This is a genomic window from Legionella feeleii (assembly GCF_001467625.1).
GTDB lineage: Bacteria > Pseudomonadota > Gammaproteobacteria > Legionellales > Legionellaceae > Tatlockia > Tatlockia feeleii.
The window spans coordinates 119,521-134,003 of record NZ_LNYB01000081.1 but is presented as its reverse complement, the minus strand read 5'-3'; the positions used below and the strand labels follow the sequence as shown (position 1 = coordinate 134,003).

The window sequence follows — 14,483 nt, the reverse complement described above, 5'->3', positions numbered from 1 at the left end:
CATGAAATCATTCGTACCATGGTTTTATCTGGTTGCTGCTACTGGAGGTCAAGCTGCCTTTGCGATTAATGGCTTGGATGCTTATCGTCAGGGGAATTATCCATTGGCTGCACAGACGCTTATTAATCAGGCGGGTAAAGACCCCATTGCAGATTATTATTTAGGCCGCATGCGCCTCTATGGCTATGGTCAATTAAAAAATAATGCTATGGCTCTGCGGTATTTCAATCAGGCTGCGGAGAAAGGCGTTTTGCCAGCCCAGCAGTTTCTTGCCCGCTATAACCTTGTAGAGGCAAAAAATCTCGAGCAGGCTTTGTATTGGTTTAAAAAATCGGCGGCGGCAGGGGATATACAGGCACAAATGTACTGTGCAGCTGCTTATTTGTTTGGTCTTGGTACAAAAGAGAATCCTGATTTAGCCAGACGTTACTATATTGATGCTGCCAAAAGTGGTAATGCGATTGCGCAATATACTTTGGGAGATCATTTCCTGGATAGTCGTCATGGTGAAAATAAAAAGCTTGGTGTGATTTGGTTAACCAAAGCGGCCGATCAAGGTAATCCCAAAGCCCAATTAGCACTGGGTGAACTGTATCTAGCTGGTAAAGTAGTGGGTCTTGACAAGGCCAAGGCACAAGATTTAATAACAAAATCGGCAACACAAGGGTATGTGCCAGCTATGCTCATGCTCGGTGAAATGGCGGTAAAAGAAAAAAATTTCCAAGTTGCCAAAGACTGGTTTACTAAAGCAGCTATTGAAAATGATGTTCATGGAGAGCTTGCTCTGGCGCGTTTTTATTTAATACCAGAGTCTAGTTTTAATAATCCAAAAACTGCTTTTATGTGGATGTTGCAAGCAGCGCAGAATGGTTCTAGTGAGGCGCAGGAAGCTCTGGCTTTAATGTATAAAGAGGGCACAGGCGTCGCTGCTGATGAGCGCTTGGCAGAACAATGGCAGCTAAAAGCTAAAGAAACGGTTGCCAATGAAGGGAAAGTGGCCGCGCTGAGCGAAGCTGCCCGCTGGTTAAGTAATGATAAAGCAAACTCTTTCACTGAGGATGAAACTTATCGTTTAGGTGGAATCTATAGTGCTTGGAAAAATCCCCTTGCATTAAAAGAGAATAATTATAATCAGGCTCCACAAATGGAAGGAGTTACTCGGGCTGAACTTTATAAACCCCAATTTGTTATGGTTAAGCCCAATGAAATTGCTATTAATGATTATTTTGACCTCCTTGCGCCAAGCATGGGCGGTAATCAGCAAACAGCGTTAATTTTCCCCCGTTATCCTCTTGATCAACAGATAGAGGCGTTACAGCAAAATGAGTCGTTGGTTTTAAAGCATAAACCACGGGTATCCATGATTAATGAGGGCTTGCCTTATCCTGATAAAGCTGGTCCGCAACATTTTGATTATTTTGATGAAATGACGAAAGGATGGGAGCATCAAGCCAATTACCAAGCAGTTCTTAGCCAATTGTATGGCCAGGCAATTCTTGGCGATTCTGATGCCCAATTTGAGTTAGGACAGCTTTATCAATATGGGGTTGCCGTTGCTAAAAATCCACAGCAGGCAATTGTTTACTATGAGTTAGCTGCGATACAACAAGATGTAAGGGCTGAATACAATTTAGGCATTTTATATCTTGAAGGACAAACAACCCCCGTTGATTATCAAAAGGGTATAAATTGGATGACCGATGCGGCTTTTAAAGGAAATCCTTATGCTCAGTATGTGTTGGCTTCCATTTATGAAAAAGGTTTTACTGAGCCTAATGGTACTGTGGTTGTTCAGCCTGACATGCAGCAAGCAATGGCGATGTATTATCTCGCTTCAGCCAATGGCTATGGTTTGGCGGAATACCATTTGGCGGATTACCTGGTTAAGCAATCGAAGAATGGTTTAAGTGTTGCTGCGAAGAGAAACCGCACAAAGCTAATTAAACGACTTTATGCAGGAGCAGTGGCAGATGGTGTCGCCGAAGCCCGGTTACCCTTGGCGTTTTATAATGCGATGGATGACAATCCAGAAAAGCAAGCGCAAGCGTTTGCTGTAGCCAAGGAAGAAGCGAATACAGGTGATAGTCGTGCTGCTTTATTACTAGGAATGATGTTTGAAAGAGGTTTATCGGTAGCGGCCAATCAAGTGGAAGCCTTATATTGGTATCAGCAAACTGCAATGAATCCAGGCATTGCTTTCATTCTTGGTACTTATTACAGCCAAGGCATTGGGCTTACCAAGGATTTGCAAAAGGGGAGGGCGCTTTTACAACAAGCGGCTGATGCGAATTTTTCCTATGCCAACCTAAATTTAGCGGTATTGAAACAACAATCAGGAGAAACCTTCCTCTCTGATTTAGATAAGGCGCGAGAGCTAGGCAATAGTAAAGCTGGTTTATTGCTTGCTGATTATTATCTGGCTCAAGCCAGTGATCCCGAAAAAATGCAACAGGCTCGGGATATTTACCAGCATTTTGCTGAAAAAGGGGATAAAGAGGGGCAACTGAAGTTGGGTTATCTTTATGATAAAGGGTTTGGTGGCCAAATCGATAGGGCAACAGCTGCAAAATGGTACAGTTTGGCTGCAGAACAGGGAGAGCCTGTAGCCCAATATCTGCTTGGTCAACTTTATCAATTGGGTCGTATAGGTACTCAACCCGATTATGCTGCTGCTAAAAAATGGTACGCAGCTGCACAAACCAGTTACCCCAGAGCATCAGTAGCACTTGGTTTTATCTATGATACGGTTGATGATAATTACTTGAAAGCATTAGAAAATTACCAATTGGCTGCGGAAAAGAATGATGCAGTGGGTCAATATAACCTCGGACTGGTGTATGAGGATGGTAAAGGGTTGCCAGTTGATTATGTCAAAGCAAAAGATTTTTATACCAAAGCAGCATCACTTGGCTATAGTAAAGCAATGACACAGCTTGCTGATCTCTACTTTTCGGGTGCCTTAGGTAGTAGAGATGAACAACAGGCTCTGCACTGGTATAAAAAATCAGCCGCTTTAGGGGATGGCGATGCACTGTATCAATTAGGATTATTATCTGAAACAGGTGTTGCTACGAAACTTGATTTTGCTAATGCCACTAGTTATTACCAGCAAGCCGCTGCAAAAGGTAATGAAAAGGCCAAGCTTGCACTCGCAAGGATGTATCAGTATGGTTTAGGCATACCTAAAGATAATGAACAAGCAGCACGTTTGTATGGGGAATTGGCGGCAAACAATAATGCCTATGCCCAATATCAACTAGCTCAGATGTATTTGGATGGTCTCTTGGGCGAGCGCAAACCTGAGTTGGGCAAGAAATTATTAGAACAAGCCCGTGCAAATGGTAGTCCACAAGCAAGTAAATTGTTGCAATGGATGGATGCCCAGCAGCAAGAGCGCTTTAGTTTCATTGAGCCTATCTCTATCAACAAGGTGCCGTCTTTAGCTGATAAATCAGCTGATTTAATGTATTTCGATGCCTTAAGTGAATGGAACAGTGGTGATGAGGCTTATTCACGGATGATCCTGGATCGCTTAAGGAATCAATTCCCACAATATGTGCCTGCCAAACGTGCTTATGAACAATTAAATCAGCAGGACATTGCGTTCTCAGGCTGACTCAAATCGAAATAGTGAGCAAAACAATTACGCCATCTTGACCGATGGCGTAATTGTTAACGGTCAGACAAACATCCTTAATTTTAGTAGGTTCGAATAGTAGTAATCATGTTATTCTTAAAACGGCTTGGTAGTGTAATTTTATTCACAAACCTTTTGATAAATAAATTAATTAGGGGAGTGGAGCTATTTGAGGGGATAGTATGTCATTCAGTAAGCTTCCGACAGAAATATTGAGGGAAAGAGCAACGACAAATGAGGTAGCTCAATTGCAGAGCTTACAACAAAAAGTCAGGAGAGACTTTAGTATTTGTTGTCGGGTTGCTAAAGAGTTAGCAGAGCAATTAGATTTTAATGTCTGTGTCTATGACCCGGCAGGGGGGAAAAGCTATCATGGCCAGTTGGACTACTTGGCTGACTTTGGCATTCATGATCTAAGGAAGCCACCCAATGGGGGAATTGTCGTATTGATAGACTCATCTAATAAAAACCTTGGTGATGCTTTAAAGAGTATTGGTTTTAACGAGTATGCAAAAGATTGGTCCGCAGAAGACAGAGGTGTCTCTGCTCTGCTCATTTCTCCTTGGGATAAACAAAATAGGGTTGAGATGAAAAAGATTGAGTCTTTACCCAAGGATTTCGAACAAGCATTCAACGCGAGTCCTGGTGCTTCCGTATAAGTTATTGTTCGGGTTAGCTCTTTCCCAACAAATTATCTTAAAAATAATTTTTGGCAGAGGTTGGTTTTGTCAAAAAAGGCTTTGAGAAAAAAGTTCTGTTTTTGATAGAGGAACCGAACCGGGAAGCCCGGTTCGGTGTTTACGTTACAGACTTAGAGCGACGGAAACACTGGGTTTAAGCAGCCATGGCTTTAACACGTGCGCTCAGGCGGCTTTTAATACGGTTAGCTTTATTTTTGTGGATCAAGCCTTTACCAGCTGCTTTATCAATAATTGGTTGTGCTTTAGCATAGGCAGCACGTGCAGCTTCTTTATCACCAGCTTCAACAGCCTTAAGAACATTTTTAACGAAGGTGCGGAACATGGAACGTGCACTAGCATTATGTTGGCGTAGTTTGACGTTTTGGCGCGCACGTTTGATCGCTGATTTAATATTTGCCACTTAAGAATCTCCACTCATTTTCAGATGTCACAAAAGATGGTGATCATGCACAATGTGCCAGAATTTGTCAATATACCCAAAGAAATAGAGCGTTGTACGTAAAGACTGGCACTGAACAAATTGTGGCCCGTGAACGTGCCTATGCCGGTGCCTGATTTAATTATTGTGTACTACTTAGCTGGCAAGGTTTTCTAATAGCAAAATACAAAGGAATCCAATAAAGAAGCAGGCTGTAATGACGGGTGTTTCAGTAAATTCTTGTTCATGGGCTTCGGTTAACAATTCTTCTGTGACCAGATAAAGCAAGGCGGCTACACCAAAGGCCAGGAAACCATCGGTAATAACAATGGGTAATTGCGATAATAAAGCGGCACCAACAATACTGCCAATGGGAATCAATAATGCGAGGCAAAAACTTAGCAGTAAACGAGTTTTAATTCCTACCGAGCGACTGCCTAAGGTTGCTGTGGTTGATAACCCTAAAAATAGAATTTCCATTGCCAAGGCGATGGCAATCAGGATGCCTCCTCTGGCCCCTGCCAAAAAGGACACGCCAATTAAGATGCCGTCAATGAATAAATCAACACCCACTGCACTTACTAGACCCAGTGAAATCCCTTTTCTTTGCTCTTCATTCTCCATGAGCCTATTTGAAAATTTTTTAAGCAACAGCATGGAGATGACACCTAGAGAAAAACCGATAATGAGCACTATAGGTTCATTTTCAGCGCCAAGTTTGGGTAACAATTCTTTTGCAACTGCGGCAAATACGACGCCTGCTGCAAAATGTTGCGTGGCAGAGGTTAATTTCTCATTGGGCTGATAGACACTGGCAATTGCACCACCGAGGATCATACCAAGCGCGGGTGCCAGGGAGTATAACGCGATAGTGGGGAGTGAAGTGACTATCATGAAAATCCTTTTATTCTTCTAATCCAGTTACTTTAACAGAAAGTTTACGACCCAATTTAAAAAGATAAAAAATCTTTGCTAAAAATCAATAAAAACTGGTTTCTCGGTATATCATAGAGCACGCCTTAAAAAATAATTAAACTATGTCTGCGATTGAAACCATGGTACCAAAACGACAAAGCCTGCTGCGCTCTACCTCCCTTGTGTCGATAATGACGCTAATATCAAGGCTTGTGGGCTTTGCACGCGATATGATACTGGCGCAACTGTTTGGTGCGCAGGCAGGGATGGATGCTTTCTATGTTGCTTTTAGAATTCCCAATTTTATGCGCCGTTTATTTGCAGAGGGTGCTTTTTCACAGGCTTTTGTTCCGGTGCTTGCAGAATATCAACAAACACGGACGGTTGATGAAGTACGTACTTTTATCGCTCGTATTGCGGGCCAATTAGGAGCGATTCTTTCAATAGTCACAGTAATCGGGGTTTTCGCTGCACCTGTGATTATTTTTATTTTTGCACCAGGTTTTGGCGAGAACAGTGTGCGTTCATTGCTTGCGACAGAAATGCTGCGCTTAACCTTTCCTTTTCTAATGCTGGTTTCCCTAACCGCCATGGCTGGCGCTATCTTAAATACCTATGGTTATTTTGGCGTTCCAGCATTTACGCCAGTGTTACTCAATATCTGCATGATTCTGGCAGCGCTTTATTTATGCCCACTGCTTAGTCAGCCCGTCGTTGGTTTGGCTTGGGGAGTATTGATCGCGGGAATCGCTCAATTATTGTTTCAAATCCCTTTCCTTTATCAACGAAAATTGCTGGTTAAACCCAAGTTGGTGTGGAACGATCCGGGTGTAAAGCGCGTTTTAAAACTGATGATCCCTGCCTTGTTTGGTGTGTCGATTGCACAGATTAATTTAATGGTTGATTCTATCTTTGCATCCTTTTTGAAAGTAGGTAGTGTGACCTGGTTGTACTACACGGATCGGCTGACCGATTTTCCTTTAGGTGTGTTTGGAGTGGCGATTGCTACAGTTATTCTACCTCATTTATCCCGACGCCATGCGGAACAAAGCAATGAGAAATTTTCTCGCGCACTGGATTGGGGATTACGCCTGTTAATGTTGATAGGGATTCCCTCCGCTGTAGGGTTGTCTTTATTTGCCATGCCTTTAATTGCTGGTTGTTTTGCCTATGGTGCATTCTCGGCTGATGATGTCATTCAAACCCAAAAAAGTCTTATTACCCTGGGTGCTGGTGTACCCGCTTTCATGATGGTTAAGGTGCTTGCTTCCGGTTTTTATGCTCGCCAGGACATCAAAACACCGGTCAAAGTAGGTGCTTTAGTCATGGTAATTAATAGCTTACTGTGTCTGGTGTTCATTTGGCCTCTTGCTCACGCAGGCCTTACTTTGGCTTCGGCTTTGGCAGGTTATATTAATTGCGCGATCTTATTGTTTCTATTAAAGCGGCGAGGGATTTATCAACCAATGACAGGTTGGCTTAAGTATATTCTACAGTTAGGCGTTGCCAATACAGCAGTGGCAGTCTATTTGTTATTAATGACTGGTAAAGTGAGTTTTTGGTTAGCCCAATCGCCTGTATTAAGATTAACCTGGTTACTGGCCCATGTGACGGTTGCAGTATTGATTTATTTTGTCAGTTTATATGTGACTGGTATTCGTCCAGCGCAATTCCGTGGTCATATGAAGGAGTAATGATGCGTGCAGATCTGTTTTATGATACTCATTCTGAAAAGGCCGTGCCTTTGTTGTTAGTGACTAAAGCCGAATGGGAAAAGGGTTTGGAAACTTTAACTACAGCAGAGCGTAATGCATTTGCTGGACAGCAATTCAAAGGTAAAGCAGGTGATCTTTGTCTGATCAATACGCCGGATGGTCTTCTTCACAAGGTCTATCTCGGCACGGGTGATGACGATAATCAAAGTCAAGCCCTTGCTCAAGCTGCTAAGTCCTTGCCGCCTGGCCATTATATTCCACAACAGGATTTAAAGCAGGAAGCCTGTATCGCGTGGGCACTGGCACAATATCGTTTTACCGATTATAAAAAACAAGACACTCTTCCTACTGTACTCATCGTCAATAAAGCGCAATTGACGGCAATCCTCGCAGACTGTAATGCCATTTTTCTGGTGCGTGATTTAATCAACAAGCCGAGCAATGATATGGGTCCAGAGGAATTAGCCAAGGTGTTGGCTGATTTGGCAAAGGAACATCGTGCGCATTTTGAGCAATGGGTAGGTGATGAATTGCTAGGTGCTAATTTTCCTGCGATTCATACTGTTGGACGGGCATCGGCAAAAGCACCACGTTTATTATCTTTGACCTGGGGTGATGAGAAACATCCACGTGTAACCCTGGTGGGGAAAGGAGTTTGTTTTGATAGCGGTGGCCTGGATATCAAACCATCCAGTGGTATGCGTTTGATGAAAAAAGACATGGGCGGTGCTGCGCATGTGATAGGCTTGGCGCAGTGGATCATGACCCAGCAATTGGCTATCCATTTACAAGTTCTTATTCCGGCTGTTGAGAATTCAGTAGGGCCTGATGCCTTTCGCCCAGGCGATGTATTAACCATGCGTAATGGTTTAACGGTGGAAATCGATAATACGGATGCAGAAGGGCGACTAATTCTGGCGGATGCAATTGCCAAAGCGTGTGAGGAAAAGCCTGAAGTGCTTTTTGATTTTGCTACCTTAACAGGCGCTGCCCGTGTTGCTGTGGGGACTGAGATCGCTGCTATGTTTTGCAATAAGGATGATATTGCACACGCATTGATTGAATCGTCAAAGGCTGTTAATGATCCGATGTGGCGTTTACCACTCTTTGCCGGTTATGACTCGATGCTTGACTCATCAATTGCCGATTTGGTGAATTCAAGTTCTTCCGGTTATGCCGGCGCCATCACTGCAGCACTATTCATACAACGCTTTGTTGCCTCCTCTATTCCCTGGATCCATTTTGATATCATGGCCTGGAATGTCAGCAGCAAGCCTGGAAAACCAGAGGGCGGCGAAGCGATGGCTTTGCGAGCGGTGGCGCATTATCTAGCGAAGACTTATGGAAAATATAAATAGGATCGACTAATAGGTCTATCTATAGCTTAACGTACATGAGTAGAGTTAAATATTTTGAAATAGATAACTCCTCTCAGCCCAATGAGATCTCGTAATAATTAGAGACACTGATAATTAGACGTAAAGTTCCTATTTTTTCGACGTGACCTTTAGTTTTTGTTAGATTTTTAGTCAATTGAATTGCTAAACGAACACTAATGTTTCCTATAGTCCGACACGGCCAGGAACAGTCTCGTCTCTTGCTTGTGTTGATTTTAAAGTAGGTCGGATCTTGACCCGACGAGCTGTTGGGCGAGGCGCCCAACCTACAATTGCTCGACGTTCCGCAGCTTAGTTAATTCTCAGTCAGAGCACTCACTGGATTCCGCGAATAAAGCGCGGAACTTAGAGAATCTTACGGTAAGTAGCATCGGTGAAGCCGGAATTTGGAATTTTAAATACAAGGAAAAATCATGGCACAACTCTTAATCATTGAAGACAATTGGCTTTCACCCAGAGTTTAGTGCAGATTTGATTCAATACGGTGAATGACCTCTGAACTTTTACCGGGCTACAATTGAATGTCATGCGTATGCAGTTCGCATTGTTTTAGCCGATATTCGCGGTAATGGGCGCGGCTTAATTCTTTGGCTGTTTCGTCGTTGACAACGATTTCCATAACACGGCGAAAGCGTGCATAAAAGCTGGGAATTGGAGAAGCCAAATTCAGCAAAATATCATTGAACCCGCGTGGCTCTCCCTGATAGCCAAGTTGTATGGGTGGCGGTGGCTCGGGACCTTCTCCTTGTAAGTTATGAGGGATGAAACTATTGTCTTTGAAAGTCCACAGTAACTCATCTAGTTGTTCTGCATCCTGTTTCGTATCGCAGTAGACGAAAACCTGATGGCCGCGTAGATAGGCTTTTTCCAGCAAACGACAAGCCAGTAACCAACGAGAAGACAGCTCATTGCTATTTAATAAGTAGAAATCAACGCGTACTGATGGCATGGCGTAATAACTCAATTAATAAAGGAACAGGGCGACCCGTCGCATTGCGTTTTTTACCTGAAATCCAGGCAGTGCCTGCTATATCCATATGAGCCCAGCGGTATTTTTTGGCAAAGCGTGAGAGAAAGCAGGCAGCGGTAATTGCACCAGCACTGCGATCAAAAGAAGCATTGATCATATCAGCCAGTGGACTATCAAGAGCCTCCTGATACGCTTCATCCAGTGGCATGCGCCAGGCCTTATCGTCACTTTCATTGGCGGCAGCAAGAATCATGTTAGCCAGCGCCTCGTCTTCCGTCATAAAACCTGTAGTGACATGGCCAAGCGCTATAATCATTGCTCCGGTAAGTGTCGCCAGATCGATAACCCATTCTGGTTGAAACCGTTCTGCATAAGTTAGCGCATCGGCTAGCACTAACCGTCCTTCGGCATCAGTATTTAGTATTTCAATCGTCTGACCGGACATGCTGGTTACAATGTCACCCGGTTTTATGGCGGTGCCACTGGGCATATTTTCTGCACTGGCAACAAGGCCAATCAGGTTAATCGGTAATTTTAATGTTGCACAGGCTTTGATGGTTCCAAAGACAGCTGCAGCACCCGACATATCATATTTCATTTCATCCATGGCATTACCTGGCTTTAGCGTTAAGCCGCCAGAGTCAAAGGTGATCCCTTTGCCAACCAGGACAACAGGTTGGGTATCGCCACCGCCACAATATTGCATCTCAATTAAACGGGGTGGTTCTGCACTGCCTTTAGCAACCGCAAGCAATGCACCCATGTTCATGGCGTGCATATCCTCAGGGCACATTATTTTTGCGGATAGGTTTTCGTGCTGTTGTGCCAGCTCCATAGCCTGTTCTCCCAGGTAGGTGGGAGTGCAATGGTTGGCCGGTAAGTCGGACAGTGTGCGAGCAAGCTGTACGCCTGCAGCGATTGCTTTGCCAGTTTCGATAACAGTGCTGGATGCTCCTGGCAGATAAAAATCAATTGCTTCCAGTCGATTGGGTTTTTTATTTTTGGTTTTAAAATCGGAAAGTTGGTATAACTGCGCATCTAACTGCAGCAGCATTTGTTGAACTTGCCAATCGGCATTATGCTCATTAACCTGTGGTAAACAGAGCGTGGCTGTAACGATACGTTGTTTAATCAGCGCGGCACCGACGTCACCAAGACGTTTGCGCAAATTTTTTGCAGAAAATTTGGCTTTTTTGCCACAATGAAGAAGCATTAGACTGTGCCCATCAATATCAGCCTGCCATATAGAATCGCCTTCTTCATTTAATTTTTTAAATAAACGGGAAATAAGATGATTGCACTGCTTATCCAGTGTTTTGCCAAAATCACACAAGCCGCAGTCGTCAAAGAAGCCAAGAACAAGGCATTCATTGGTTTTAAGTGATGGTGTTGCAATTAACCCATACTTCATTTCTACTTCCTATCATGCGCAAAAACTGCTAGTTTACCTAGGGTCGGTTCGTAATTCTACTGCCATTTCTGGGAAGACGTTAAGCAATCTATCTTCTTATGTTATGCTGTGCTGTTAAAGAATCTACGTTTAAGTATCGTAAACGATTCAGGAGAAACATTTTGTCCAAAATCTATCTAATACGTCCTGATCAATAGAGACAGGCCGTGCTGATTTTTCGTTATTTAGCCAAAGAAGTTTTTGTTACTTTAGCATCGTTAACGACTATCTTGTTGTTAATTTTCATGTCTAATCAATTTGTACGTTATCTTAATCGTGCTGCCAGTGGACAAATTCCTGGCATGATCATTATGAAATTAATGATGCTGGAATTGCCAAATCTTATGGGATTATTGCTCCCGCTTGGGTTTTATGTGGCTTTGTTAATTGCTTATGGCCGTCTCTATGCTGAAAGTGAAATGACGGTGTTGCAAGCCTGTGGTTATGGACCTTCTCAATTACTGCGTCATAGTTTTGTGATGGCGGCAGTTGTAAGCGTACTAGTAGGGATTATTATGATATGGGCAAGCCCGGTGATTGCCACTGAGCGAGCAAAATTATTACGCACAACAGGTATTCAAACCGCCATTCAAATGATTGTGCCAGGCCGATTTAGGGCTCTATCGGAAGGCAGGCAAATCTTTTATGTAGAATCAATGAATCGAGAGCATTCAAAAGCTCAGCAGGTATTTCTTGCGCGCCAGGTCGTTAAAGATAATCATTTGCAATGGGATATTCTATTGGCAGAGCGGGCTTTTGCTGAAACTGATCCGACTACCCTGGAAAACTATATTGTTTTGCAACAGGGCAGCGAATATGAGGGGATGCCTGGAAAGGCCGATTTTCAGGTTTCAGAATTTGATCAATATAAAGCTCGGTTGCCCCATCCGGTCGTTGAAATAGAAAAAGACATCCGTACGACGGATACTGCCAGTTTGTTGCCCTTCAATAACCCAGATAAGCGGAAAGCTGCTGAATTGCAATGGCGGTTATCGGTACCGATTATGGTGTTGACTTTAACCTTGGTTGCTGTCCCCTTAAGTCGGGTTAATCCGCGTGCAGGTAAATATGCAAAATTGTTACCTGCGATAGTTCTTTATATTGTATATGCCAATTTTATATTTGTTTCCCGCGACTGGCTGATAGCTGGTAAAGTACCGCTGTGGTTTGGCATGTGGTGGTTACACTTTGCCGTTGCAGGAATAGGTTTACTGTTGATTTGGCGTAATCAGGTGAAATTGTCATGAAATTGCTCGACCGTTACATCGCAAAAACGGTTTTGGCAGCCATTGCTTTGGTGACCTTGATGCTTGCAGGTTTACAAGTGTTTATTCTTTTTGTGAACCAGTTGGATGATTTGGGTAAGGGGGATTATGGTATCGTCCAAACAGCCCTTTATGTTTTTTTACAGATGCCTTATCAGGTTTATTTGTTTTTCCCAATGGCTAGTTTGTTGGGCTGTTTGATTGGTTTAGGTATCATGGCTAATCATCGCGAATTGGTTGTTATGCGCGCAGCCGGGATGTCTATTGGTCAAGTAACACTGGCTGTACTTAAGGCTGCTTTATTCCTTATTCTTTTTGTCACTTTGGTAGGGGAAACCATCGTGCCAAGGCTGGCTTCTTATGCCAATGATCAAAAAATACAGGCTATGAGTGGTGGCCAGACTTTACGGACAGCACATGGCGTCTGGCTGCGTCATCTAAATGATTTTATTTCCATCGGAACCATCTTGCCTAACAATACCCTGGAGTTAGTGTTTCAATATCATTTCGATGAATCTCATAAAATGCGTTTTGCTCGTCACATCGACAGAATTAACTATGTGAATGGTCAATGGGAAGCCCATGATATAGCGGAAACTATCATTAATAACGAGGGTACGCAGACTCGCAAAATTAAAGCAATGCCTTGGGATGTGCCGGTGAAACCGGATATTTTAAGTGTCAGTAGTCGTGAACCGGATGAAATGACTTTACATGAATTACGCCAATATTTGCGTGCACAGAAACACAGCCATCAAAATGTAGGTAATTACCAATTGGCTTATTGGCAACGGTTGATACAACCATTGACAACGGTCGTGATGATGATCCTGGCTATCCCATTCATTTTTGGCCCCCTGCGCTCGTCAACCATGGGTTCGAAGTTATTGGCTGGAGCTACGGTGGGTTTTGGATTCCATATTGTCAATCGTTTCTTCGGACCGGTAAGTCAGGTATTTCAATGGCCGCCGGAAATAGCCGCCCTAGGGCCGACTTTTATATTTGCTTTGCTAGGACTTTATCTGATGAGTAGGGTTAGATAGTGGTTATTATTCGTCATGTACTTGAAGGGGTACTCAATCCTTTTTTTCTGTGCTGGTTATTATTGGGCGTTTTTTTGATCCTGCTGTGGCTGTACGGAGACAGTGTGTTGGTGCGTTGTGGCTTCTTATTGGTCGCGCTGTTACTTTTATTATGCAGTACAGGCTGGATACCACAAGCGCTTACCCGTCAATTGGAAGATCAGTATCCTGTGATTACCCAGGTTGATCCTGCCATTCATTGGGTGGTGGTATTTAGCGGGGGGCAATCAGAAATGCCAGGCCAGGCAGTAAACAGCTTGTTATATTCAGCCAGCATCAAGCGATTGTTAGAGGGAGTAAGGCTCTATAAGCAATTACCACAAGCAAAATTATTACTATCGGGCGGGGGGTATGGTTTTGAGTTGCCTGAAGCAGTACGTATGGCAGAGTTAGCGTCTTGGTGTACAATTCCGGCTGGTCATATTGTTTTAGAAAAAGCCTCCATAAATACCGCTGATCAAGTCAAGGCAATTAAAAAAATCGTGCATGAGGAACCCTTTTATTTAGTGACTTCTGCTATTCATATGCCACGTGCAATGGCGCTTTGCCAGGCAAGAGGTATGCACCCTATTGCAGCTCCGACTGATTTTACTTTTTATTGGAACGATGAGCGTTGGGGAAAAACCTACTTACCTAACCCGCATAATCTTTTTTATTTAAGTATTGCCATGCACGAACTGTTAGGGCGCTTATGGGCAAAACTACATGGTGATTACAAATAAAATGATTGGAAAGACAACAGCATACACGATTGTCCAAACTGATGTTGTAATCCCCATAATCTTTCTTTCAATAGATACAATTCATAACGTCATTGATAATGATTAATGGCTAACTGGAACTAAAAGTGATTTCAACGAGTGCGATTTCATGGCGGATAGAGGAAAAATCGCAATGCATGGGTATAAACTTTAAGCAAAAATCGGTAAAATA

Annotated in this window: 11 protein-coding genes; 7 read left to right on the top strand and 4 right to left on the bottom strand. The window is 43.3% G+C overall.

Annotated elements, in window-relative coordinates; all coding sequences use genetic code 11:
* Window position 1 precedes the first annotated feature (1 nt).
* Both Lfee_RS10475 and Lfee_RS10470 read left to right on the top strand, forming a co-directional pair.
* Window positions 2-3,616, top strand: a complete 3,615-nt coding sequence (locus tag Lfee_RS10475) for a tetratricopeptide repeat protein (protein ID WP_058446560.1) — start codon at window positions 2-4, stop codon at window positions 3,614-3,616.
* Between the two features lie 203 nt (window positions 3,617-3,819).
* On the top strand, window positions 3,820-4,296 hold the full coding sequence (locus tag Lfee_RS10470; protein WP_058446559.1) for a hypothetical protein: 477 nt from the start codon (window positions 3,820-3,822) through the stop codon (window positions 4,294-4,296).
* A gap of 175 nt (window positions 4,297-4,471) precedes the next feature.
* Here the strand turns inward: Lfee_RS10470 and rpsT are convergent, their stop codons facing one another.
* Both rpsT and Lfee_RS10460 read right to left on the bottom strand, forming a co-directional pair.
* Window positions 4,472-4,738 carry a 30S ribosomal protein S20 gene (gene rpsT, locus Lfee_RS10465; RefSeq protein WP_058446558.1) on the bottom strand — a complete coding sequence of 89 codons (267 nt, stop codon included), beginning with the start codon at window positions 4,736-4,738 and terminating at the stop codon, window positions 4,472-4,474.
* A 174-nt stretch (window positions 4,739-4,912) separates the two neighbouring features.
* Complete coding sequence (locus Lfee_RS10460; protein WP_058446557.1) at window positions 4,913-5,650, bottom strand: ZIP family metal transporter; 738 nt, start codon at window positions 5,648-5,650, stop codon at window positions 4,913-4,915.
* 161 nt (window positions 5,651-5,811) lie between these two features.
* On the opposite strand from Lfee_RS10460, the gene murJ reads away from it, so the two are divergent.
* Both murJ and Lfee_RS10450 read left to right on the top strand, forming a co-directional pair.
* Window positions 5,812-7,365, top strand: a complete 1,554-nt coding sequence (gene murJ, locus Lfee_RS10455; RefSeq protein WP_112854893.1) for a murein biosynthesis integral membrane protein MurJ — start codon at window positions 5,812-5,814, stop codon at window positions 7,363-7,365.
* Between the two features lie 2 nt (window positions 7,366-7,367).
* Window positions 7,368-8,744, top strand: a complete 1,377-nt coding sequence (locus tag Lfee_RS10450) for a leucyl aminopeptidase family protein (RefSeq protein ID WP_058446552.1) — start codon at window positions 7,368-7,370, stop codon at window positions 8,742-8,744.
* 550 nt (window positions 8,745-9,294) lie between these two features.
* Here the strand turns inward: Lfee_RS10450 and Lfee_RS10445 are convergent.
* Together Lfee_RS10445 and Lfee_RS10440 are read right to left on the bottom strand one after the other, a co-directional pair.
* The gene (locus Lfee_RS10445) at window positions 9,295-9,732 is read right to left on the bottom strand and encodes a DNA polymerase III subunit chi (RefSeq protein WP_058446550.1); all 438 of its coding nucleotides are present in this window, start codon (window positions 9,730-9,732) and stop codon (window positions 9,295-9,297) included.
* Window positions 9,713-11,164 (bottom strand): leucyl aminopeptidase, encoded by a 1,452-nt coding sequence (locus Lfee_RS10440; RefSeq protein ID WP_058446547.1) that lies wholly within the window; start codon window positions 11,162-11,164, stop codon window positions 9,713-9,715. The genes Lfee_RS10445 and Lfee_RS10440 overlap by 20 nt, the downstream gene beginning before the upstream one ends.
* A gap of 206 nt (window positions 11,165-11,370) precedes the next feature.
* Between Lfee_RS10440 and lptF the strand changes: the two genes are divergently transcribed.
* Genes lptF through Lfee_RS10425 form a run of 3 tightly spaced genes read left to right on the top strand, consistent with a single transcriptional unit; the run spans window position 11,371 to window position 14,272 of the window.
* Window positions 11,371-12,450, top strand: a complete 1,080-nt coding sequence (lptF, locus tag Lfee_RS10435) for an LPS export ABC transporter permease LptF (RefSeq protein WP_058446545.1) — start codon at window positions 11,371-11,373, stop codon at window positions 12,448-12,450.
* Window positions 12,441-13,511, top strand: coding sequence for an LPS export ABC transporter permease LptG (lptG, locus tag Lfee_RS10430; RefSeq protein WP_058446544.1), 1,071 nt, complete (start codon window positions 12,441-12,443; stop codon window positions 13,509-13,511). Before lptF ends, lptG begins: the two co-directional genes overlap by 10 nt.
* Window positions 13,511-14,272 carry a YdcF family protein gene (locus tag Lfee_RS10425; RefSeq protein ID WP_058446543.1) on the top strand — a complete coding sequence of 254 codons (762 nt, stop codon included), beginning with the start codon at window positions 13,511-13,513 and terminating at the stop codon, window positions 14,270-14,272. The genes lptG and Lfee_RS10425 overlap by 1 nt, the downstream gene beginning before the upstream one ends.
* Window positions 14,273-14,483: the final 211 nt, after the last annotated feature.